Raw genomic sequence first — 22526 nt, forward strand, 5'->3', positions numbered from 1 at the left:
CCAAACTCCATACCATACTTTGAAATGAAGAGAACAGTAACAGTAAAACTTCAACCATCAAAAGAACAAGCAAAAATCCTCCACCAGTTAGCTGACCTTGGAGTAAAAGTCTGGAACAGGGTAAACTACCTGAGAAGGCAACAATTCTTCAAAGAGCAAATCGTGGACTTTAATTCAACCGAGAAGACTATTTACAGAGAATTCAAGCGGGAAATCGGTTCTGCAACCATCCAACAAATCTGTCGTAAAAATGCGGAAGCTTGGCGAAGCTTCTTTTCGCTCCTCCGGAAGAATAGGAACGGGGAACTCCCTAACTGGCTCAAACCAAAACCACCAAACTACCTGAGAGAAGACGGGAAGAGAAAACCCTTAATCATTCTCAGAAACGACCAGTACAAGATTGAAGGAAACAAGCTCATTCTAAAAGGCCTTGGGAAGTTCAGACGCCTCGAAATTCAATTCAAGGGCAGAATACACTTGAAGGGTAAGCAAGGGCGGTTGGAAATAACCTTTGACCCCATAAAGCGAAAATGGTATGCTCACGTGAGCCTCACCGTTGAGGAAAAACTTGAGGACGAGGAATGGGTTAGTGTTCCAAGGCAACCTAAAGGAAGCCTCTCAGCAGGAATTGACTTGGGCGTGAACAATCTCATGGCCGTTTATGTGGAGAACGGACAAAGCTTTCTGGTCAATGGAAGACCGCTTAAAAGCATTGACTTCTACTGGCGGAGAAAAATCGCTGAGTATCAGTCAAAACTCAACAAGTCTGGGGCTAAAACGAGTAGGAAACTCAAGAAAATGCATGAGAAGGCCAAACTTCAGGCTAAACACTACATCAACACGGCGGTGAGGCAAACGGTTAAGAAGCTCTATGATTTAGGCGTTTCTAAGATTGTCGTCGGCTATCCGAAAGGAATAGCGAGGAATTCTGATAGAGGCAAGAGGCAGAATTTTCTCCTTTCCCACGTTTGGCGGTTCAATACGGTTATCAAACGCCTTACAAAGGTTGCTGAGGAGTATGGTATTCGTGTTGTGATTGTTGGTGAGGCCTTCACTTCGAAAACCTGCCCTGTTTGCGGGAAGCCTCATGAGGGGGCGAGGTTTGTTAGGGGATTATTTAAGTGTCCCGCAATGGGGCTTGTTTTTAACGCGGATTTAGTTGGAGCGTTTAACATTTTGAAGAAGGTTGTGGAAACCATAACCCCGAATCTGAGCGGGCTTTACGCTCAGAGGAGGGGTAATTGGCCGAAGGCCCGGCCAGAGGGGTTCGAAGAACCCGTTCCAACGGGTTCCTTAATGAGAACCCCTCAAACCTCCCCGCCGTTGGCGAGGGGTTGAGCTGAACCTCGCCTTGGCAGGGGAGGAGGTCAGGAAAATCCGTCATTGCTGGTGGCAAGGCTTATAATCCACTAAAACGTTCATCTGAATGAGGTGGTGAGGATGGACAAGCTGAAGGTTATCGAGGCCAAGGGAACGGAGAGGCTCAAGAGGGGCTTCGCCAAGATGGTCAAGGGCGGAGTCATCATGGACGTTACCAACGCCGAGCAGGCGAGGATTGCGGAAGAGGCGGGAGCCGTTTCCGTTATGGCCCTCCACCGCGTCCCGGCCGACATTAGAAAGGCCGGCGGAGTCGCGAGGATGGCGCCTATTGAGAAGATTCAGGAGATAATGGACGCTGTTACGATTCCTGTCATGGCAAAGGTCAGAATCGGCCACGTCGCCGAGGCAAAGATACTCGAGGCTTTGGGAGTTGACATGATTGACGAGAGCGAGGTTCTCACTCCTTCCGACCCGTTCTTCCACATCGACAAGCGCGAGTTCACCGTTCCCTTCGTCTGCGGTGCCAGGAACCTCGGTGAGGCCGTGAGGAGGATATGGGAAGGGGCCGCAATGATTAGAACCAAGGGCGAGGCAGGAACCGGCAACATCGTCGAGGCCGTCAGGCACGTCCGCCTCGTCGCGGAGGGAATAAGGCAGATTCAGGCCATGACCGATGAGCAGGTCTACGGCGTTGCCGAAAAGTTCGCCGAGCCCTACCTCAGGCTCGCCCTCAACGTCAAGGAGATAGCCGGGCTTCCGGCAAGGGTTCTCGAGAACGAGCCGATTTACGGACACTACACCTACCGCGAAATCGTTGACGGCCTCTACAAGGTTCTCCTTGAGATAAAGAAGCTCGGTCGCCTTCCGGTCGTTAACTTCGCGGCCGGCGGAGTTGCAACTCCAGCTGACGCGGCTCTGATGATGCAGATGGGCATGGACGGCGTCTTCGTCGGCTCTGGTATCTTCAAGAGCTCCAACCCCGAGAAGATGGCCAGGGCCATAGTCGAGGCCGTCAACCACTGGGACGAGCCCGACGTTCTCGTTGAGATAAGCAAGGAAATCGGCGAGCCCATGAAGGGTCAGGACATCGAGGAGCTTGAAGTTCGCCTCGAGGAGAGGGGCGTCTGACTCTTCTCCTTTTTCCACACGGGAGGGATTGAAATGGTCAAGGTAGGCGTTATAGGCCTTCAGGGCGACGTCAGCGAGCACATCGAGGCGAGCAAAAGGGCCCTTGAGAACCTCGGCGTCACCGGTGAAGTAATCTGGCTCAGAAAGCCGGAACAGCTTGAAGGAATATCGGCAATCATAATTCCCGGTGGGGAGAGCACGACGATATCGAGGCTCATGGTCAAGACCGGGCTTCTTGAGCCCGTTAAGAAGCTTGGCGAAGAAGGTCTGCCTATAATGGGAACGTGCGCCGGCCTCATAATGCTCTCCAAAGACGTCATCGGGGCAACGCCGGAGCAGAGGTTCCTTGAGCTCCTCGACGTTAAAGTGAACAGAAACGCCTATGGAAGGCAGGTGGACAGCTTTGAGGCGCCGATAAAGCTTGCCTTCAGCGACGAGCCGTTTCCGGGAGTTTTTATACGCGCCCCGAGGATAGTAGAGCTCCTCAGCGATAAGGTGAAGCCCATCGCGTGGCTCGGCGACAGGGTTGTCGGCGTCGAGCAGGACAACTTAATTGGCCTCGAATTCCATCCGGAGCTGACGGATGACACGAGGGTTCACGAGTACTTTCTGAAAAAGGCGCTTTGATTTTTAACAAATTCTACTCAATTTTGGCCAGAAAACTTTTTAATTTTGACTTTTTCTTGCCAATACGGTGGTAGCGTGAAGACGGTTGTGTGTCCCTACTGCGGCTTTGGGTGCAGGCTCATCATAGACAGGGACGGGTGGAAGGTAAAGCCGTATCCTGGCGAACCCAACAGGGGAAAGCTCTGCCCGAAGGGGCTGTACGCGCTTGAATTCGTTCGTTCGAAGGACAGGTTGAAAAGGCCTCTGAAGCGCGAGGGAAGCTCCCTTCGCCCGCTCAGCTGGGGACAGGCGATTGGCGAGATAGCGAATGAACTTCTCGAGATAAGGGAGCTCTACGGCCCGGACGCGGTGGCGTTCATAGCGTCTTCGAAAATCAGCAACGAGGAGAACTACCTCCTCCAGAAGATTGCACGCCTCTTCGGCACGAACAACATAGACAACTGCGCAAGGCTGTGCCACGAGGCGAGCGTTCACGCGCTCAAGCTCGCCGTCGGAACCGGCGCGCAGACGAACCCCTACGAGGACATAGAGAACTTCAACGCCGTCCTGATATGGGGCTACAATCCGGCCGAGACGCATCCAGTCGTCATGGACTACATCCTGAAGGCCAAACGAAGGGGGGCTAAAATAATCGTCGTGGACGTCAGGGAAACGCGGACGATGGCCTTTGCGGATTACAAACTCATAATAAAGCCCGGGACGGACATAGTCCTGGCCAACGCAATTGCCCACGTTATAATCGGGGAAGAGCTCTACGACGAGGAGTTCGTGAAGGGCAGGACGAAGGGCTTCTCCGAGGTCAGGATGGCTGTTATGAAGTACACCCCCGAGTACGCGGAGAGCGTAACCGGAATTCCCGCGGAGACGATACGGGAGGTCGCGAGGGCCTTCGCGCTGGCCGGAAGCGGGGCCATAATGTGGGGAATGGGCCTAACCCAGCACGTCTCTGGCGTTGAAAACGTTCTGGCGGTGATAAACCTCGCACTGCTCCTCGGCTACATCGGGGAAAAGGGCGGCCTCTACCCTATGCGCGGGCAGAACAACGTTCAGGGAGCGGCATATATGGGTGCGCTGAGCGAGTTCCTGCCCGGCTACGTCCCTCTCACCGACGAACGCTTTAGAAAGCGCGTTGCCTCGCTCTGGGGCGTTGACGACCTGCCGACCGAGAGGGGGCTCTACCTGACGGAGCTGTGGGAGGCCATCGAAAGGGGTGACCTAAAGGCCCTCTACATCGTCGGTGAGAACCCCGCGGTGAGCGAGGCCGACTTTACGCGCGTGAGACGGGCGTTGAGAAAGCTCGACCTCCTCGTCGTCCAGGACATCTTCATGACGAGAACCGCCCGCTACGCCCACTACATCCTCCCTGCCTCGGCTTTCTGCGAAAAGGAGGGCTCATACATGAACAGCGAGCGGAGAATCCAGTGGAGCCACAAGGTCTGCGAGCCCTACGCCGACTCAAAGCCCGACTGGGAGATTTTAGCGATGCTCGGCCGGGCGCTCGGGCTTCCGGGCTTCACCTACGCGGGCGTTGAGGAGATAACGGCAGAATACTTCCGCCTTTTCCCGGAGCTTGAGGAGAGGAGCGTTGATGAGCTGAAGAACGGCGGGGGAATATTCCTGCCGAGGAAGAGGCTGCACACGTGGGAGTTCGCGACGCCCGACGGAAAGGCGAGGCTCGTCGCGGTCGAGAGGATTTCACCCTGGGAGGGGCCGAACGAGGAGTTTCCGCTGGTTCTAACGACCGTCAGATTGATGAGCCACTACAACACGGGGGAGATGACGCTGAGAAGTCCCTCGCTCGTGAAGCTCATGGGGGAGCCGAGGGCTTTAATCAATGAGCGCGACGCGGAAAGACTTGGAATCCGCGACGGCGACTGGGTGGAGATAGAGACGCGGCGCGGGAGAATAAGAATGCGCGCGAAGGTCGGCGGTGTCCCTGAGGGGGTCGTTGCAATCCCCTTCCACTTCAAGGCGAACAGGATTACCAGTCCGGCCCTGAACAAGGCCGGAACGCCCGAGTTCAAGTTCTCGGCGTGCAGGGTTAGAAAAATGAATACCCCATGATATGCTCAGCGCTTCTTTTGTTATCATGACAACATTCCAATGGTTTTCTTTCTTAATTGTTATCATGTAAACCTCAAAGCTTATATATGAGTCTTTCGTTATCATGATAACGAGGGATAGACATGGTAAACCTCGATGAACTCAAGGCCAACGCTCAGGAATACCTTGAGGATGCTGACTACCTCTACAACAAAGGCCACTACAACTCGGCCCTCAACCTCTACTTCAAAGCCCTCGTGGCAATCTGCGACTACATAATCCTTCGCGACACGGGTAAACTCCCGAGAAACCACAGTGAACGCTTCAGAATCCTCGAAGAGAAGTATCCGGACATCTACGACATCGTGGACTTCCACTTTAACAACTACCGCAAAGCCTACCTCATGAGGGCCACAAAAGAATGGGTGGAGGTGTTGAAAAATGACGTCCGCAACCTCTACTCTCAGCTTTGAATTCTCTCAATTTTTTACCCCACCAGAAGCACTTCATGAAACCGTCAAAAGGTTCGTGGAAAGCCATGAAGAAGTATTCGACGTCGTCCTCTATGGTTCGACAGTCCTCGGGAAAGAAAACCCCAAAGACTTCGACCTCATGATATTGACGAAGACAAAACTTTCAGCCTTGGAGCTTAGGAATCTCATCTTTGAACTCAAAAGAGAGCTCTCCAAAATACTCCCAAAGGCCAAACTCGACATCAGAGCCATGAGCCTTGAAGAGCTCTTCGACCCCAACAATCTTGCAAGCCTGGGAGTGATAATAGAAGGATTTTCCCTCACAAAGAACGAACCAATGGCTGAGCTCATGAACGGAAAAGCATATACTCTCTTCCGCTTCACCCTTGAGGGCCTTCCGCGAAAGGACAGGGTTCGCTTTCAGTACGCACTCAAGGGCAGGGACATGAAGAGTGGCCTCCTCAAGGAGCTGAACGGTGAACAGTGGGGGGCTTGGGTAGTTGTCGTTCCAATAGAGCACACTTACCGCTTCAGGGACTTCTTGGAGCTTTGGGGTGTAAAATATGAAGCCTTCACAATCCTGAAGGGAGCCGACTTGTTCTACAAGTTTTGACATCGATTAAAACCTGAACGCCCACTCGGGATACTCGCCGGTGAGGCAGGCCGTGCAGAGGTCTTCCCTGCCGACGGCCCTCTTCAGGCCCTCAACGCTGAGGTAAGCCAGGCTGTCGGCCCCTATCGCTTCCCTGACCTTTTCCACCCCCCTGAAGGCCGCTATGAGTTCGTGCCTCGTGGGGATGTCGATGCCCATGTAGCAGGGGTACCTTATCGGCGGTGAGGCTATTCTGACGTGGACTTCCCTCGCGCCGGCCTTCCTGAGCATCGCGACGATTCTCTTCATCGTCGTGCCCCTGACTATGGAATCGTCAACTAAGACGACCCTCTTCCCGGCCACAACTTCCTTAACAGGCGAGAGCTTGAGCTTGACCTTCAGCTCGCGGTTGAACTGGCCCGGCGTTATGAAGGTCCTCCCGATGTAGCGGTTCTTTATCAGGCCTTCGGCGTAGGGAATTCCGCTCTCCTGCGAGAAGCCCAGAGCGGCGGCCCTTCCAGAGTCGGGAACCGCTATGACGACGTCTCCCTCAGCCGGGCTCTCCCTCGCCAGCTCCTGTCCCATTCTGACCCTCGCGCTGTAAACGTTTGTCCCATCAAGGACGCTGTCCGGCCTCGCGAAGTAGATGTACTCGAAAACGCAGTGGTGGTGGCTTTCCCTGGCGAGAACCCTGCTCTCGACGCCGTTTTCCGAGAGGAGGAAGACCTCTCCCGGCCTCACGTCCCTCGTCTCCTCCACGAAGAGCCTCAATGCCGAATCCTCGCTCGCGAAGTAGTGGCCATCCCCTGTCCCGTAGCTCAGGGGCCTGAAGCCAACGGGGTCTCTCGCCACGAGGATTTTGCCGTCGAAGAGGAGTGCAACGGAGTAAGCGCCTTTAACCTCGTTAAAGACGGCCTTCATGGCCTCGAATTCGTCCCCGGTCTCGCGGAGATGCCAGAGGAAGGAAATCCCGAGCAGTTCGGAGTCAACCGAGTGGCGGAACCTGACGCCGAGCTTTTCATACCCCTCGCGGAGGGGCCTGAAGTTGGTGAGCGTCCCGTTGTGCGCCACCGCGATTCTCATTCCACAGCACTCCGTTTCCAAGGGTTGGGTCTCGTTGAGCGAGCCTGACGTCGAGTAGCGGACGTGGGCTATTGCGAGGTTCGAGCGGAGCTTTGCGAGCTCCTTTCCCCTGAAGACGTCGGTGACGAGACCGAGGCCTGAAACCGTTCTTATCTTGCCCCGCCAGACGCTTATTCCCGCGCTCTCCTGTCCGCGGTGCTGGAGGGCGAGCAGGGCGTAGTAGGCCTTCTTTGCGGAGTTCTCTGAGAGCGTTGCAAAGATTCCGCACTTCTCTCGCATCGCCACCACCGGTTGACGCGTGAAAGTTAATGGCGTTCCGTTAAGCCGGTCGAATTTAGTCATCCGTGTTTAAAAGCTTTGCCCATGTTTTGACATTAAAATGGCAAAAAAATCCTTAAAAGTGAGCTAGTTTTACATGGAACTGGTGATTCGAGTGGAGGTCTACGAGGGTAAGGCCAAGAAGGTAATCCCGCTCGACGATGGGAAGGCGATAATGGAGTTCAAAGACGATGCCACCGCCTTCGACGGCAAGAAGAAGGCCCAGTTCAAGGGTAAGGGCTGGCTCAACGCCCAGATTAGCGCGGTTCTCTTCAAGGTTCTTGAGGAGAACGGAATCAAGACCCACTTCATAGGCGTCGCCGGCGACAACAGGCTCATCGTTGAGAGGCTCAAGATGTACCCCCTCGAGGTTGTCGTCAGGAACGTCGTCGCCGGGAGCCTGAAGAAGCGCCTCCCCCTTGAGGAGGGCACGGAGCTTCCGGAGCCGATAGTTGAGCTCTACTACAAGGACGACAGCCTCGGCGACCCGATGATTAATCACTACCACGCCAAGGTCTTGGGGGTAAGTGAGGAGGAAGTCAGGGAGATGGAGAGAATAGCCCTCAAGGTTAACGAGGTTCTCAGGAAGTACTTCGCCGAGCGCGGAATAATTCTCGTGGACTTCAAGCTCGAGTTCGGGAAGAACGAGAGGGGAGAGATAGTCCTCGGGGATGAGATTAGCCCGGACACCTGCCGCTTCTGGGACGCAGAGACGAAGGAGAGCCTTGACAAGGACGTCTTCCGCTTTGACAAGGGTGACCTGATTTCGGCCTACGAGAAGCTCTACGAGAGGCTTATCGGTGAATCTCCGACTCATAGCTGATTAAAACCGTGTAGCAGCCCTTCTCGTCTTCCTCTATTTCTATCCTTCTCAGCCGGATTCCGTAAGTTTCAACGGCCTCTTCAACGACCGCAGGGAGTTCCTCCAGAAAGGCTTTCCTTCTTACTGTTAGCATCATTTGCCTTCACCCACGTTGAGAACCTGCCTGAGGGTTTTAAGCTGCCTCTCGTCGAAGCTCTTCTCATCGAGAACTAAGACCAGCATTCCACCGTAGAGGGCTATGTAGTCAGCGAGCGTCGCGAGGAACTTAAGGACGGAGCGGAAGTCGTTGTACATCATCAGATACTCCAGCCCTTCGATGACGACCACTCCCGTCACGTTCTCGCGGTGGGCCTCCGCCAGATAGGAGCGGGTTCTCTCGATTATTCTGTGGAGCTGGGTCGGCCCGATGTTGCCCGGCCCCTCAACGGTCGTCAGCAGGTGAACCTCCCACCTCTCCGGGAAGTCACTCCTCCTCGCGAAGGCCAGAACCGGGAAGTCGGAGAGCGCCTCGACGTACGCCCTGAACCTGTCCGGGGACACGATGAAGACACCTTTTTTCACGACCTCCGGTTTCTCGGCCTCAACGATGTTCCTGAACCTCTCGGAGAGGACGACGTGGATGAAGGCTACAACCTCAAGGGCGTTCAGCGTTGCCCCGAGGGTGAACCCGATGGGCGCGAACCACTCGACGGGCCTGAGGAATGGGTAGTCCATCTTGTGAATTCCGTGAAGGGTTATTATGGCACTCAGGAGCGTTCCAGAGCGGGGATAGAACCTCCTAACACCCCAGAGGACAACTCCTGCAAAGGCGTAGAAGATTCCTGCTACACCGTAGGACAGGTATATTGGCTTTGGGTCCGGCACCACTTTGGCGTATAGGACGATATAGACGGAAACCAGAAACGGCAACGTTAGCGCCGTGAGCCTGAGGGAGTGTATGGGGAACCCAACGGCCTCCTCATCGAGGAGGGAAACAACGCCTCCTGCCAGGAACGAAACGCCGATTGCCTGGAAAAGGGGAACCCCTAGATTGAAGCCAAGGAGCTCTGAGACTATTGAGAGAGATGAACTCAGGAAGAAGAGCGACCAGAGGAGGAGTGAGTTCCTCCGGTATCGCCTCCAGCCTGCAAGCAGGACTAACCCCGCCGTCACCTTGAGGGAAAAACTGAAGAGCTGGCCCGCGAGCAGGAGGTTCATTCCACCACCTGGTCTCTTTTGGTTTGCCTAAATTAAAGTCTTACGCCGAAGTTCTCGACCCTTATTCCAGGCCCCTCCGTAACCCTTCCGAGCTCAAAGCTCTCATAATGCTTGTTGAGAATCTCCAGGGCCTCTTCCTTCTCCTCCTGGGGAACAATCGCGACGAAGCCCACACCCATGTTGAAGACCCTGAACATCTCCTCCAGCGGAACGCCGTTCTCGTGGATGAGCTTGAATATCCCCTCAATCGGGGGCATCTCAAGGGAGAAGCCGTAGTTCGTGAGGCGCTTGAGGTTCGTAAGCCCGCCGCCGGTTATGTGGGCCAGACCGTGGACTTCCACCCTTTCGAGCAGTTCAAGAACCGCCCTCACGTAAATCCTCGTCGGCTCAAGGAGCCACTCCCAGAGCTTTCTTCCCTCGTATTCGTAGTCGAGGCCGTACTTCGGAATGAGGAGCTTCCTCGCGAGAGTTAATCCGTTTGAGTGGATTCCCGAGCTCGAAATTCCTATTACGGCATCTCTGGGCTTTATCTTTTCGCCGGTGATTACCTTCCCCTTCTCGACTGTTCCGATTGCCGTTCCGGCCAAATCGAAGCCGTTCATGAGGTCCGGCATCACAGCCGTTTCCCCGCCCACTATCGCTATCCCCGCCTGCTCCGCTCCAGCGTAGAGGCCCTTCGCTATCTCGGCAAAGATTTTCTCGTCCGGCTGCTTCACCGCGAGGTAGTCAACGAGGGCTATAGGCTCAGCCCCAACGCAGAGCAGGTCGTTCACGTTCATCGCTATCATGTCTATCCCTATCGTGTCGAACTTTCCAACCGCTTCCGCGACGAGAACCTTCGTTCCGACGCCGTCTGTCGTCATGGCGAGGTAAAAGTTTCCGAAGTCGAGCAGGGCCGAGTAGTGGCCTAGGTTTTCCGCGGGCTCCCCGGGCTTTCCCCTCCTGAACCTGAACGTCTCCCTCGCGAGACCTATGATGCTTCTCAAAGCTTTAGCAGTTTTCTCGTCATCAACTCCGGCCTGGGCGTAGGTCAGCATGAGCACCACCGGTGGGAGTTCCACCGGGGGCTTAAAAGGTTTGCCGTTTTTGTGGTAAAAAACCCTTAAATATACGAAGCTTTTAACATTAAAACGTCAAACACTGTGACGTTTGAGGTGGTGCGGATGATTAAGCCCCGCGATGAGCTCGGAACCGCTATGACCGACTCAGCTCAGAAGATACTCCTCCTCGGGAGCGGTGAGCTCGGGAAGGAGATAGCGATTGAGGCTCAGAGGCTCGGCGTGGAGGTTGTAGCCGTTGACCGCTACGCCAACGCTCCAGCTATGCAGGTCGCCCACCGCTCCTACGTGGGAGACATGAGGAACGCGGACTTTCTATTCTCGGTCGTCGAGAGGGAGAAGCCCGACGCGATAATCCCTGAGATTGAGGCGATTAACCTTGATGCCCTCTTCGAGCTTGAGAAGGACGGCTACTTCGTGGTCCCGAACGCGAAGGCGACCTGGATTGCCATGCACCGCGAGAGGACGAGGGAAACCCTTGCGAAGGAAGCTAAGGTTCCAACCTCACGCTACGCCTACGCGACTACTCTCGACGAACTCTACGAGGCCTGCGAAAAGATAGGCTACCCCTGCCACACAAAGGCGATAATGAGCTCCTCGGGCAAGGGTTCATACTTCGTTAAAGGCCCGGAAGATATCCCCAAGGCATGGGAGGAGGCGAAGAAGAAAGCCCGCGGTAGCGCCGACAAGATAATCGTTGAGGAGCACATAGAGTTCGACGTAGAGATTACCGAGCTGGCCGTGAGGCACTACGATGAGAACGGCGAGATAGTTACCACCTTCCCGAAGCCTGTCGGCCACTACCAGATTGACGGCGACTACCACTCCAGCTGGCAGCCGGCTGAAATCTCGGAGAAGGCGGAGCGCGAGGTTTACAGGATAGCGAAGCGCATAACAGACGTCCTCGGCGGTCTCGGACTGTTTGGCGTCGAGATGTTCGTGAAGGGCGATAAGGTCTGGGCCAACGAGGTCTCGCCGAGGCCCCACGATACCGGAATGGTGACGTTAGCTTCCCATCCGACCGGCTTCTCCGAGTTCGGGCTTCACCTCAGGGCCGTCCTTGGCCTCCCGATTCCGGGCGAGTGGGTAAACGGCTATCGTCTGTTCCCGCTCCTGACTCCAGCGGCAACCCACGTCATCAAGGCCAACGTCTCCGGCTACTCTCCGAGGTTCCGCGGATTGGCCAAGGCTTTAAGCGTCCCTAACGCCACGGTGAGGCTCTTCGGCAAGCCCGAGGCCTACCCGGGGAGGCGTTTGGGCGTCGCTATAGCCTGGGACAAGAACGTTGCGGAGGCTAAGAGGAAGGCTGAGATGGTTGCCCACATGATAGAGCTCAGAACGCGCTCCTCTGACTGGCATGGACAGGATTACGAGAAGAGGAAGCACCTCCTCTGACCTTTTGTTTTCATTTGTTCATTATGTTAAATTCCGTACATTGAACACATGTACGGATTTGGTCTAATCCATTGGAAGATATCCGAAAAATTTAAAAAATCTTATGGCCATCAATATGGCGTGAACCCTTGGGATGAAATCAGGCCTGAGGGTTGAGAATAAGGAAGTTGTAATCGAGGAGAGGGCTCGAATAAAGAAGGGGTGGAATTAAGAATCGGGGGGTCTTCCCTTCATCCCCCGTTTTGAATCAGTCCTTTTTGTCGGTTTAAAATAAGAGGGTATGAAAATTGAAATGGGTGTTATTGAGAATCAGCTTCTCATTTTCTCCCTGTACTCTTCGAGCTTCCGCCTGAGTTCGTCATCCTTCAGTGCGAGAATTTCTATTGCCAAGAGGGCCGCGTTTTTGCCGTTGTCTATTCCTACCGTCGCCACTGGAACTCCCGGTGGAAGCTGCGCGATGCTGAGAAGGGCATCCAGGCCACCGAGCTTGGCCGAAACCGGAACGCCGATAACGGGTTTAACCGTGTGGGCGGCAATGACGCCGGGCAGAGCGGCACTGAGGCCTGCTATGGCTATGAAGACGTCGTAGTCCTTCTTTGCCAGCTCTTCAACTTTTTTCGGGTTTCTGTGTGCTGATGCAACCTCGACGTCGTAGTCAACACCAAACTCGTCGAGGACTGTGGTTACCTTCTCTGCGATGTGGCTGTCGCTCTTGCTTCCCATAACGACCAGAACCTTCACGGCCATCACCGTTGACATAAAAAAGTTAAAACTTTAAAAATTTTCCGGGAAAATTTAGCAAATTTACGTCAAATCATTTCCAGGACGGGAACGCCGTTCTCAAAGTGGTACGTGAATCGTTCCATCTCCGTGCCCATTCCTGGGGCCTTGAGAACCTCAAGGTACCTCACAACTTTGCTCCCGCTGAGCTCGCTCCTCACGCGCAGAACGTAAGTGGCGCGTCTGTAAACGGACGCCAGCACCTGCGGGCTTCCCTTCCTTCCCCAAAGCCAGAAGTTCGTCCCCTTTGGGTACGCCCTGTAGGCCCTCGCGTTGGCCCTCAGCTCGGCCGAAATCTCGAGGTAGCGCAGGGTCTCGGACTCTCCACCGAGCATGTCTATGTAGTCCGATACGTCCATCGCGAACCCGTAGAGTTCCCTTCCTTCGAACATTCCGCGTTCTGCCCATGCCCTCTTGTGAGCCTCAACGACCTCCACGTACTTGGCGGGGAGGACGTCTGCCGAGAGGGAGCCTTTGAGGTACCAGACACCTTCGATATCGCTGACTATATCGTAGAAGCTCCCGAAGGTGTCTATTATCGCCAGGTTCCCTTCACTCAGGTGTTTCCTCACGTCTATTCCTGAGACCTCGAAGGCCTTCATGAGGACGTGTATGGGGTAGGATATGTTGAAGTATCCCACGAGGTCCCCCCGTCTGAGCTTTTCCCTGAGGATGTGAAAGAGAACCTCCTTGCCCCTGGCCCTCGGGTCTGCCTCGTGAATCAGGACGAAAGAGTGCTTTTTGAGCCCGCCCAGAGCCTCGTCAAGCTCGGGGATTTCCCATGACAGCATTCAATCACCCCCGAAGAGCTCAAGCACCTCGCCCTCGTTTGGCCCCTTAGTAACTACGCCAACCCGCCTTCCGTTGGCCACGTGGGTCTCGATGACCACGTCTGAAGTGACGTAGGCAAGGTCGCTTATATCCGGGCACTCCGGCTCTGACAGCGTTAGGACGGTTCCCCTGTTGCCGGCGCTGTTGAGCAGAAGCTCCCTCATGGCCCAAATCATCCTGTAAACGAGGTAGGGCCTCCTGAAGAGCTTGCACACGCCCGTTGAGTTGTATGTGAAAATCCACAGGTCACTCCACCCGCCGGATTCGAGGGTCTTAACGGCCCACTCCCTCAGCTTTATTATGAACACAGAGTCGTCGAGGTAGCCCGAGAGCTGGTGGATTCCCTCCTCCTCGCGGGGGATGTGGTAGACACTGCCGAACGCGTCGAATATGTGGAGGTTGTCACCGAGGTGCTCCCTAACGTCGAGCTCCACATTCCTCGCGTTGTTCTCGAAGACCCTGAATGGTTCGTACAGAAACACGAACACTGTTTCTTCGCGTTCGAGGAGCTTTTTGAGCATCAGAAGGGAGAAGAGTTCTCCTCCCGATTCAAGGGCCACCTGAATCAGCGATAGCACGCCGCCCCAGGGAAGCATTCGAAGAACCCTCTCGGTCCCGTCCATGACAATCCCCTCGTCGATATACACCTTTGGATTATAAATGCCTTTCCGGTCTTCTGATGTCCAACAATAAACATCACATTTATTGACATAAGAAGCTAAAAACAAATCTTAAAAAGCCAAGTTTTTGACATATAAGTGGTGAAGCTCATGAGGGTTCTGCTCGTTGGCGGAGGAGGAAGGGAGCACGCGATTGGAGAGGCCCTCGTAAGGGGAGGTGCCGAGCTCTACGTCGTCTCGAAGCACAAAAACCCCGGCCTCGCGAGGCTCGCGAAGGGCTACGGCCTGGCGAAGGAGACGGACATCGAAAAGGTTCTTGAGTACACCGAAAAATTCGGCGTCGAGCTGGCGTTCATCGGCCCCGAGGCGCCCTTGGAGAGGGGCATCGTTGATGTCCTTGAGGAAAACGGCATCCCCGCGGTTGGGCCGAGCAGGGAAGCCGCCAAGCTCGAAACCGACAAGGCCTTCGCGAGGGCCTTCATGGAGCGCAACGAAATCCCCGGAAGAAAGGTCTTCCGCGTTTTTACCGACGTTTCGGAGATGCGCTCGTGGGTTGATGAGTTTGGAAGGCCCGTCGTTGTTAAGCCCATCGGCCTGACCGGCGGGAAGGGCGTTAAGGTCGTCGGCTACCAGCTGAGAAACAACGAGGAAGCCAAGGCCTACGCCGAGGAGCTAATCAGGCGCGACGGAAGGGTTCTCATCGAAGAACGCACAGACGGCGTCGAGTTCACGTTGCAGGTCTTCAGCGACGGGAAGAGAATCCTCCCCATGCCCCTCGTCCAAGACTACCCCCACGCCTACGAGGGTGATGAAGGTCCGATAACCGGTGGGATGGGGAGCTACTCCTGTTCCAACGGCCTGCTTCCTTTTGTGACGCGGGAAGACTATGAGAAGGCCCTTGAGACGCTTAAAGCCACAGTCGAGGCCATGAGAAAGGAGGGGACGCCCTACAAGGGAATCCTCTACGGTCAGTTCATGCTCAGCAAGGACGGGCCTGTTCTCATAGAGTACAACGCCCGCTTCGGCGACCCCGAGGCGATAAACGTCCTCCCGCTCCTCAGGACGGGCCTCCTCGAAATAGCCGAGGGAATAGTTGACGGCAACCTTCGGAAGGCGGAGTTCGAGGGCAAAGCGACGGTCGTCAAGTACCTCGCGCCGAAGGGTTATCCAACGAACCCCGTCAAGGGTGTGAAGGTAGAGGTCAACGAGAAGGCCGTTGAAGAGGCCGGTGCGAGGCTCTACTACGCTTCAATTGATGAGAACCTCACTCTACTCGGTTCGAGGGCCATAGCGGTCGTTGGAATTGGGGAGAGCCTTGAGGAGGCCGAGAGGATAGCTCAAAGAGCGATTCCCCACGTAAAGGGTGAGCTGTTCTACAGGCGCGACGTTGGAACCAGGGAGAGTGTTGAGAAGAGGATTGAGCTGATGAAGGAGTTTGGAAAGGAGTTCGAGCCGAACCCGTGCTGAGGTGATGGGAATGATAAGCCGCGATGAAATTTTGGGAATACTCGAGAGGTACGACCCCGAGAAGATAACAGTCGGCGTCCTTGGAAGTCATTCAGCTCTTGACATAGCCGACGGTGCTAAGGAGGAAGGTTTGCCCGTCCTCGTCGTCGCCCAGAGGGGCAGACACAGAACTTACGCCGAATACTTCAGGCGGAGGAAGACGAAGGACGGCCTGACCAAGGGCTTCATCGACGAGGTCATCGTCCTTGAAAAGTTCGCCCAGATAATAGACGTCCAGGATGAGTTGGTAAAGAGGAACGTTATCTTCGTCCCAAACCGCTCCTTCGTGGTCTACACCGGCATAGACAGGGTGGAGAACGACTTTAAGGTTCCGCTCTTCGGGAGCAGGAACCTGCTCAGGAGCGAGGAGAGGAGCGAGGAGAAGAGCTACTACTGGCTCCTTGAGAAGGCTGGACTCCCCTATCCGGAGCCCGTCAAGCCGGAGGAGATTGATGAGGTCGGCCTCGTCATAGTCAAGCTTCCGCACGCCAAGAAGAGGCTTGAGAGGGGATTCTTCACGGCCGCGAGCTACAAGGAGTTCCGCGAGAAGGCTGAGAAGCTCATTAAACTCGGCGTAATCACGGAAGAGGACCTCGCTAAAGCCAGAATCGAGCGCTACATCATCGGCCCGGTGTTCAACTTCGACTTCTTCTACTCGCCGATTGACGGGGAGATTGAGCTTCTGGGAATAGATTGGCGCTTCGAAACGAGCTTGGACGGCCATGTAAGGCTTCCAGCGGCCCAGCAGTTGACCCTTCCTGAGTGGCAGTTCGAGCCGGAATACACCGTAACGGGCCACGCGTCCTCAACCCTCCGCGAGTCGCTTTTGGAGAAGGTCTTCGACATGGCCGAGAAGTACGTTAAGGCGACGCAGGAGTATTACGAGCCTGGAATAATCGGGCCGTTCACGCTCCAGACGGCGGTGGACAAAGACCTGAACTTCTACATCTACGACGTCGCCCCGAGAACCGGCGGCGGAACGAACATCCACATGGCGATGGGGCACCCCTACGGCAACGCCCTCTGGAGGAAGCCCATGAGCACCGGACGGAGGGTCGCCCTCGAGATAAAGCGCGCAATCGAGCTCGACGAGCTTGAGAAGGTGGTAACCTGATGGTTCAGATAGCAATAGCAGGTTCCGGCGACCCGGAACTCATCCCTGAGGCCGAGGGGAAGGCGAGGGCCTTTGCCAGGGCGCTTCCCCTCGATGTCATACTCTTAACCGGCGGGAAGGGCGGAATAATGGAGGTCGTCTCCGAGGAGTTCAGGAAGCGCGGTGGAACGGTCGTCGGAGTCCTTCCGGGGGACGAGGAGGGGAACCCGTACAGCTCCGTCAGGGTAAAGACCGGCCTCAGTCCCGTTGGGAGGAGCGTCGTCCTCGTAACATCGGCCGACGTCCTCGTCGTCCTCGGCGGCGGCTCTGGAACGATGGTCGAGGCTCTTATGGCCTACAACCTCGGGATTCCGGTAGTTGTCCTTACCGGAACCGGCTACAGGAGCGACGAGCTTAGGGCCCTCGCGAAGGACGGCTTCTTCGACCACAGGAAGCGCGCAAAGGTGGCCTTCACAGAGAGTCCCGAAGAGGCCGCTGAGCTGGCGCTGGGGCTCGCACGTTCTTGACATTTTTCTGTCAAAATAATCCTTAAAAACTCTCAATTTTTACACTTTTCTGGCAAGGGTGGTCGCTATGAAGTGGAAGGTTACCGTCACCGTTCGCCTCAAGGAGGGACTCAACGACCCCGAAGGGAGGGTCATAGGGAAGGCCCTTAGAAACCTCGGCTACGCGGTTGAAGGCCTGCGTGTCCCGAAGTGCTTCGAGTTCGAGCTTGAGAGCGAGAGACCTGAGGAAGAGGTAGAGGAGATGTGTAGAAAGCTCCTCGCCAACCCTCTCATCCACAGCTGGGAGTACAGGATAGAGCCGGTGAGCTGAGATGGTGCGCTTTGCCGTGGTGGTGTTCCCGGGAACAAACTGCGACTTCGAGACGGAGAGGGTCATAAGGAAGGCCGGAGCCGAGGCGGAGCGCGTCTGGTATAAAACGAGCCTCAAGGACTTCGACGGCGTGGTTTTGCCGGGTGGCTTCAGCTACGCCGATTACCTTCGCGCCGGTGCGATAGCCGCCCGTCAGGAGATAATGGAGGAAGTGAAGGAGTTCGCCGAGGAGGGACGGCCAGTCCTAGGGATATGCAACGGCTTTCAAATCCTCACCGAGGCGGGTCTTCTGCCCGGGGCTTTGAGGCCCAACAGGGTTCCGCGCTTCCTCTGCAGGTGGGTTCACCTCCGCGTGAACGACACGGAAACGCCGTTTACTTCCCTCTACGAGCTGGGGGAGGTCATAAGAATGCCGATTGCCCACGCGGAGGGCAACTACTACACAGACAACCCTTCAAAGGTCAGAATCGTTTTCCAGTACAGCGACGAAAAGGGAAACGTGAGCGAAGAAGCCAACCACAACGGCTCGGTTCTGAACATAGCGGCGATAGCCAACGAGAAGGGAAACGTTCTCGGGACGATGCCGCATCCGGAGCGCGCGAGCGACCGCTTTCTGGGGAGTGAAGACGGCCTGAGGCTGTTCAGGAGCATGGTTGAGTGGGCGAGGAGGTGAGGAAATGTTCCCGCACGAGGAGAAGCTCATCCGCGAGCGCCTGAGGAGAGAGCCGAACGAGCTCGAGTGGGCGATGCTTGAGGTCATGTGGAGCGAACACGCCTCATACAAATCGAGCAGACCCTGGCTCAAGCTCCTCCCGACGGAGAACGAGCACGTGATTTTAGGCCCCGGCGAGGACGCCGGAATAGTGAAGTTCGACGACGAGACGTGGATAGTCGTTGGAATCGAGAGCCACAATCATCCGAGCGCGGTCGAACCCTACGGAGGCGCCGCTACCGGAGTCGGCGGAATTGTGAGGGACATACTCTGCATGGGCGCGAGGCCAATTGCTTTGCTCGACCCCATACGCTTCGGCCCGCTGGAGAAAGAGAGAAACCGCTACCTCTTCGAGGGGGTCGTTAAGGGCATAGCCGACTACGGCAACAGAATAGGCGTTCCCACCGTTGGGGGCGAGACCGAGTTCGACGAGAGCCTCGATAACTACACTCTCGTCAACGTCGCCTGCGTTGGCGTCATGAGGCCCGAGCACCTCGTCCACAGCTACGTAACCGAACCTGGCCTCAAGCTCATCCTCGTCGGCAACCGGACCGGCAGGGACGGGATTCACGGCGTAACCTTTGCGAGCGAAGAGCTGAGCGAGAACGCGGAGGAGGAAGACCGCTCGGCCGTTCAGATTCCCGACCCCTTCACGGAGAAGCTCCTCATCGAGGCCACCCTCGAGGCCGTTTACACCGGCAAAGTTAAGGCGCTCAAGGATTTGGGGGGCGGGGGACTGACCTGCGCCGCCTCCGAAATGGCTGGCAAGAAGGGCTTCGGGGCAGTAATATACGCCGACAGGGTTCCTCTCCGCGAGCCGGGCATGACTCCGACCGAGGTCATGATTTCAGAGAGCCAGGAGAGGATGCTCTTCGCGGTTAGGCCAGAGGACGTCGAGGAAATAGGCAGAATTTTCGACAAGTACGAGCTCGAGTGGACCGTCGTCGGCGAGACGATTGAGGAGCCACGCTTCGTCGTCTACTGGAGGGGCGAGAAAGTTGCGGATTTGCCAATAGAGCTCTTAACTGACGTTCCAACGATAGAGTGGGAGCTGAAACCTTACAGCGCCGAGAGACCGGTCGAGACGCCGGACGTTTCTTTTGGAGAAGCCTTCGACCTCGTCTGGGGCAGTCCGAACATCCTGAGCAAGCGCTGGGTCTGGGAGCAGTACGACCACGAGGTTCAGGGGAGAACCGTTCTTAAACCGGGCAGGGACGCGGCGGTTCTTAAGATAAACGACGAGTACGGTTTGGCTTTCGTCGCCGACGGGAATCCGAACCACAGCTACCTGAACCCCTACCATGGCGCGATGGGGGCCGTTGCAGAGGTGGTGAGGAACCTCGTCAGCGTTGGGGCCGAGCCTCTGGCCCTGGTTGACAACCTCAACTTCGCCTCGCCCGAGAGGCCCGAGGTCTACTGGAGCTTCGCTGAGACCGTCAGGGGCCTGGCGGATGCGGCGAGGGCCTTTGGCCTGGCGTACGTCAGCGGGAACGTGAGCTTCTACAACGAGGTCGTTGACAGGCCGATAAAGCCGACTCCCGTTGTAGCTGGCCTCGGGAAGGTGAAGCTTGAGGATATTCCGTCCGGGGCTTTCGAGGAGGGCCTCCTTATCGGTGTAGTTGGCCTCACGAAGCCCGAACTCGGCGGTTCTGAGCTCTTCGCGAGGCTGGGCGTTGAAGGTGGCCTCGCGCCTCGCGTGGACCTTGAGGAGGAGCGCCTGAACGCGGGCGGAGTCCTTGAGGCGATAAGGAGGGGCCTCGTCAAAGCGGTTCACGACGTGGGCAGAGGTGGCCTCGCGGTCGCTTTGACGGAGATGGCCGTTGCCGGGAACACTGGCTTCACCGTAGACCTCTCGAAGGTTCCCTCCGAAACCACTAACCCAATCGAGGTCGCCTTCAGCGAGAGCCACTCAAGATACATCGTGGCCTTCCCGGAGGAAAACCTTGAGGAGCTTAAGGGTCTCTTCAAGCACTTTGCCATCATCGGGAGAACAGAGGGGAGCGACGCGGTCTTCCTCTGGAACGGGCGGGAACTCCTCAGAAAACCCGTTTCGGAGCTCAGAGCCGTTCACGAGTCCCTACCAAGGCTTTTGGGTGAGGAGGAATGAGGGTAGCAACGTATGCCTCCCACTCGGCCCTTCAGATTTTGAAGGGGGCGAAGCAGGAAGGCTTTGAGACGGTAGCCTTTGGAAAGGCCCGGGTTAGACCGCTCTACACGAAGTACTTTCCGGTTGCCGATTACTTCATCGAGGGGAGCTATCCCGAGGAAGAACTGCTCAGGCTTGACGCTGTGGTCATTCCCACCGGTTCCTTTGTGGCGCACCTCGGCGTTGAGCTCGTCGAGAAGATGCGCGTTCCCTACTACGGCAACAAAGGAGTGCTGAGGTGGGAGAGCGACCGCTCGCTTGAGAGGAAGTGGCTCGAAGAGGCGAAGCTACGCCTTCCGAGGGTCTACGACGACCCCGATGACATAGACCGGCCGGTAATCGTCAAACCCTTCGGAGCCAAGGGGGGAAGGGGATACTTTTTGGCCAAGAATCCAGAGGACTTCTGGAGGAAGGCCGAGAGGCTTGGCATAAGAGATAAGGAAGACCTGGGCGGAATCCAGATTCAGGAGTACGTAATCGGAGTTCCGGTTTATCCGCACTACTTCTACTCAAAGCTGAACCGCGAGCTCGAGCTGATGAGCATCGACCGTCGTTATGAGTCGAACGCCGACGCGATAGGCAGGATTCCAGCGAAAGAGCAACTGGACATCGAGGTAAACACGAACTACACCGTCATCGGCAACATTCCAATCGTCCTGCGCGAGAGCCTGCTCATGGACGTCATTGAGGCCGGTGAAAGGGTAGTAAAGACCGCCGAAAAGCTCATGGGCGGTCTCTGGGGCCCGTTCTGCCTTGAGGGCGTATTCACCGAGGAGCTGGAGTTCGTCGTCTTCGAGATTTCGGCGAGGATAGTTGCCGGAACGAACCCCTTCGTCCACGGCTCCCCCTACAGCTGGCTCCGCTATGATTTCCCGGTGAGCACCGGCAGGAGGATAGCGATGGAGCTGAGGCAGGGGCTTGAGGAGGACAGGCTTGACGAGATTTTGACGTGAAAGTGTTTAAGCGGGTTAGGTTTATAAAGCGGATTCCAAAGCGGGTGTAAAAGGTGGTGCTCATGTGGGAGAACTTCATCAGGGAGAAGGTTGAGGAGATTAGGAAGACCGTCGGCGACGGGAAGGCGATAATAGCGCTCAGCGGTGGCGTTGACAGCTCAACTGCCGCGATACTCGCTCACAAGGCAATAGAGGACAGGCTTCACGCCGTCTTTGTCAACACGGGCTTCATGAGGAAAGGCGAGCCGGAGTTCGTGGTGAAGACCTTCCGCGACGAGTTCGGCCTTAATCTCCACTACGTTGACGCGAGCGAGCGCTTTTTCAGGGAGCTTAAGGGCGTTACCGACCCGGAGGAGAAGAGGAAGATAATCGGTCGAGTTTTCATCGAGGTCTTTGAGGAAATAGCCAAGGAAATCAACGCCGACTTCCTGATTCAGGGGACCATCGCCCCGGACTGGATTGAGAGCCAGGGGAAAATCAAGAGCCACCACAACGTTGGAGGCCTGCCGGAGAGGCTCAACCTCAAGCTCATAGAACCCCTTAGAGACCTCTACAAGGACGAGGTTCGGGAGCTGGCGAAGGAGCTCGGCCTTCCGGAGAAGATTTACAACAGAATGCCCTTCCCGGGACCGGGGCTGGCAGTCAGGGTTCTCGGGGAGGTCACGCCGGAGAAGATAGCGATAGTCAGGGAAGCCAATGCGATAGTCGAGGAGGAAATCGAGAAGGCTGGGCTTAGGCCCTGGCAGGCCTTCGCGGTTCTGCTCGGCGTTAAAACCGTCGGCGTTCAGGGCGACATAAGGGCCTACAAGGAAACGATAGCGGTTAGGGTCGTCGAGAGCCTCGACGGAATGACGGCAAACGCCATGAACGTTCCCTTCGACGTCCTTCAGAGGATAGCATTCCGCATAACCAGCGAGATTCCCGAGGTCGGAAGGGTTCTCTACGACATCACCAACAAGCCCCCGGCAACGATTGAGTTCGAGTGAAGGCT

The 22526-nt window shown here is 56.1% G+C and carries 23 protein-coding genes; 16 read left to right on the forward strand and 7 right to left on the reverse strand.

What is annotated here, in order from left to right:
* The first annotated feature begins 24 nt into the window (after positions 1-24).
* From E3E30_RS09905 to E3E30_RS09930, 6 genes are all read left to right on the forward strand, one after another.
* On the forward strand, positions 25-1338 hold the full coding sequence (locus tag E3E30_RS09905; protein ID WP_042691063.1) for an RNA-guided endonuclease TnpB family protein: 1314 nt from the start codon (positions 25-27) through the stop codon (positions 1336-1338).
* 102 nt (positions 1339-1440) lie between these two features.
* Positions 1441-2448: a pyridoxal 5'-phosphate synthase lyase subunit PdxS gene (gene pdxS, locus E3E30_RS09910; RefSeq protein WP_042691974.1), complete on the forward strand. Its 1008-nt coding sequence runs from the start codon at positions 1441-1443 to the stop codon at positions 2446-2448.
* 33 nt (positions 2449-2481) lie between these two features.
* Positions 2482-3075, forward strand: a complete 594-nt coding sequence (gene pdxT, locus E3E30_RS09915) for a pyridoxal 5'-phosphate synthase glutaminase subunit PdxT (protein WP_167729454.1) — start codon at positions 2482-2484, stop codon at positions 3073-3075.
* A 75-nt stretch (positions 3076-3150) separates the two neighbouring features.
* Positions 3151-5139 carry a formate dehydrogenase subunit alpha gene (gene fdhF / locus E3E30_RS09920; RefSeq protein WP_167729455.1) on the forward strand — a complete coding sequence of 663 codons (1989 nt, stop codon included), beginning with the start codon at positions 3151-3153 and terminating at the stop codon, positions 5137-5139.
* A gap of 122 nt (positions 5140-5261) precedes the next feature.
* Positions 5262-5591, forward strand: a complete 330-nt coding sequence (locus tag E3E30_RS09925; protein WP_167729456.1) for a hypothetical protein — start codon at positions 5262-5264, stop codon at positions 5589-5591.
* Positions 5560-6204 (forward strand): nucleotidyltransferase domain-containing protein, encoded by a 645-nt coding sequence (locus tag E3E30_RS09930; RefSeq protein WP_042691967.1) that lies wholly within the window; start codon positions 5560-5562, stop codon positions 6202-6204. Before E3E30_RS09925 ends, E3E30_RS09930 begins: the two co-directional genes overlap by 32 nt.
* Positions 6205-6210: 6 nt before the next feature.
* Here E3E30_RS09930 and purF read toward each other — a convergent pair whose 3' ends face one another.
* Complete coding sequence (gene purF, locus E3E30_RS09935) at positions 6211-7545, reverse strand: amidophosphoribosyltransferase (protein ID WP_167729543.1); 1335 nt, start codon at positions 7543-7545, stop codon at positions 6211-6213.
* 154 nt (positions 7546-7699) lie between these two features.
* Here purF and purC point away from each other — a divergent pair, with 154 nt between their 5' ends.
* A complete protein-coding gene (purC, locus tag E3E30_RS09940; protein ID WP_084606332.1) occupies positions 7700-8407 on the forward strand; it encodes a phosphoribosylaminoimidazolesuccinocarboxamide synthase in 708 nt (235 codons plus the stop codon).
* On the opposite strand, the gene E3E30_RS09945 is transcribed toward purC, so the two are convergent.
* From E3E30_RS09945 to purM, 3 genes are read right to left on the reverse strand one after another with little or no spacing between them, the layout of a single operon-like run.
* Entirely contained in the window at positions 8379-8543 is a 165-nt protein-coding gene (locus E3E30_RS09945; RefSeq protein WP_167729458.1) for a hypothetical protein, read from the reverse strand. The genes purC and E3E30_RS09945 overlap by 29 nt on opposite strands.
* The gene (locus tag E3E30_RS09950) at positions 8540-9604 is read right to left on the reverse strand and encodes a DUF835 domain-containing protein (RefSeq protein WP_167729459.1); all 1065 of its coding nucleotides are present in this window, start codon (positions 9602-9604) and stop codon (positions 8540-8542) included. The genes E3E30_RS09945 and E3E30_RS09950 overlap by 4 nt, the downstream gene beginning before the upstream one ends.
* A 32-nt stretch (positions 9605-9636) precedes the next feature.
* Positions 9637-10641, reverse strand: a complete 1005-nt coding sequence (purM, locus tag E3E30_RS09955) for a phosphoribosylformylglycinamidine cyclo-ligase (RefSeq protein ID WP_167729544.1) — start codon at positions 10639-10641, stop codon at positions 9637-9639.
* Between the two features lie 126 nt (positions 10642-10767).
* On the opposite strand from purM, the gene purT reads away from it, so the two are divergent.
* A complete protein-coding gene (gene purT / locus E3E30_RS09960) occupies positions 10768-12057 on the forward strand; it encodes a phosphoribosylglycinamide formyltransferase 2 (protein ID WP_167729545.1) in 1290 nt (429 codons plus the stop codon).
* Between the two features lie 309 nt (positions 12058-12366).
* On the opposite strand, the gene purE is transcribed toward purT, so the two are convergent.
* The 3 genes from purE to E3E30_RS09975 form a co-directional block, all read right to left on the reverse strand.
* Positions 12367-12798 (reverse strand): 5-(carboxyamino)imidazole ribonucleotide mutase, encoded by a 432-nt coding sequence (gene purE, locus E3E30_RS09965; protein ID WP_042691956.1) that lies wholly within the window; start codon positions 12796-12798, stop codon positions 12367-12369.
* 68 nt (positions 12799-12866) lie between these two features.
* Complete coding sequence (locus E3E30_RS09970) at positions 12867-13628, reverse strand: hypothetical protein (RefSeq protein ID WP_167729460.1); 762 nt, start codon at positions 13626-13628, stop codon at positions 12867-12869.
* Entirely contained in the window at positions 13629-14315 is a 687-nt protein-coding gene (locus E3E30_RS09975; protein WP_346765918.1) for a hypothetical protein, read from the reverse strand.
* Positions 14316-14438: 123 nt separating this feature from the next.
* On the opposite strand from E3E30_RS09975, the gene purD reads away from it, so the two are divergent.
* The 8 genes from purD to guaA all read left to right on the forward strand — a co-directional run bounded on the left by purD (position 14439) and on the right by guaA (position 22521).
* Positions 14439-15755, forward strand: coding sequence for a phosphoribosylamine--glycine ligase (gene purD / locus E3E30_RS09980; protein WP_167729547.1), 1317 nt, complete (start codon positions 14439-14441; stop codon positions 15753-15755).
* 10 nt (positions 15756-15765) lie between these two features.
* A complete protein-coding gene (locus tag E3E30_RS09985) occupies positions 15766-16908 on the forward strand; it encodes a formate--phosphoribosylaminoimidazolecarboxamide ligase family protein (RefSeq protein WP_167729548.1) in 1143 nt (380 codons plus the stop codon).
* Positions 16908-17414 (forward strand): TIGR00725 family protein, encoded by a 507-nt coding sequence (locus E3E30_RS09990; RefSeq protein WP_167729461.1) that lies wholly within the window; start codon positions 16908-16910, stop codon positions 17412-17414. The genes E3E30_RS09985 and E3E30_RS09990 overlap by 1 nt, the downstream gene beginning before the upstream one ends.
* Positions 17415-17481: 67 nt before the next feature.
* Complete coding sequence (purS, locus tag E3E30_RS09995) at positions 17482-17724, forward strand: phosphoribosylformylglycinamidine synthase subunit PurS (RefSeq protein WP_167729462.1); 243 nt, start codon at positions 17482-17484, stop codon at positions 17722-17724.
* Position 17725: 1 nt separating this feature from the next.
* Positions 17726-18397: a phosphoribosylformylglycinamidine synthase I gene (gene purQ / locus E3E30_RS10000; RefSeq protein WP_167729463.1), complete on the forward strand. Its 672-nt coding sequence runs from the start codon at positions 17726-17728 to the stop codon at positions 18395-18397.
* 4 nt (positions 18398-18401) lie between these two features.
* Positions 18402-20543, forward strand: a complete 2142-nt coding sequence (gene purL, locus E3E30_RS10005) for a phosphoribosylformylglycinamidine synthase subunit PurL (protein ID WP_167729464.1) — start codon at positions 18402-18404, stop codon at positions 20541-20543.
* Entirely contained in the window at positions 20540-21535 is a 996-nt protein-coding gene (locus tag E3E30_RS10010; RefSeq protein ID WP_167729465.1) for a formate--phosphoribosylaminoimidazolecarboxamide ligase, read from the forward strand. Before purL ends, E3E30_RS10010 begins: the two co-directional genes overlap by 4 nt.
* A 62-nt stretch (positions 21536-21597) precedes the next feature.
* The gene (guaA, locus tag E3E30_RS10015) at positions 21598-22521 is read left to right on the forward strand and encodes a glutamine-hydrolyzing GMP synthase (protein ID WP_167729549.1); all 924 of its coding nucleotides are present in this window, start codon (positions 21598-21600) and stop codon (positions 22519-22521) included.
* Positions 22522-22526 lie beyond the last annotated feature (5 nt).

The sequence above is a fragment of the Thermococcus sp. 9N3 genome, assembly GCF_012027685.1.
GTDB lineage: Archaea > Methanobacteriota_B > Thermococci > Thermococcales > Thermococcaceae > Thermococcus > Thermococcus nautili.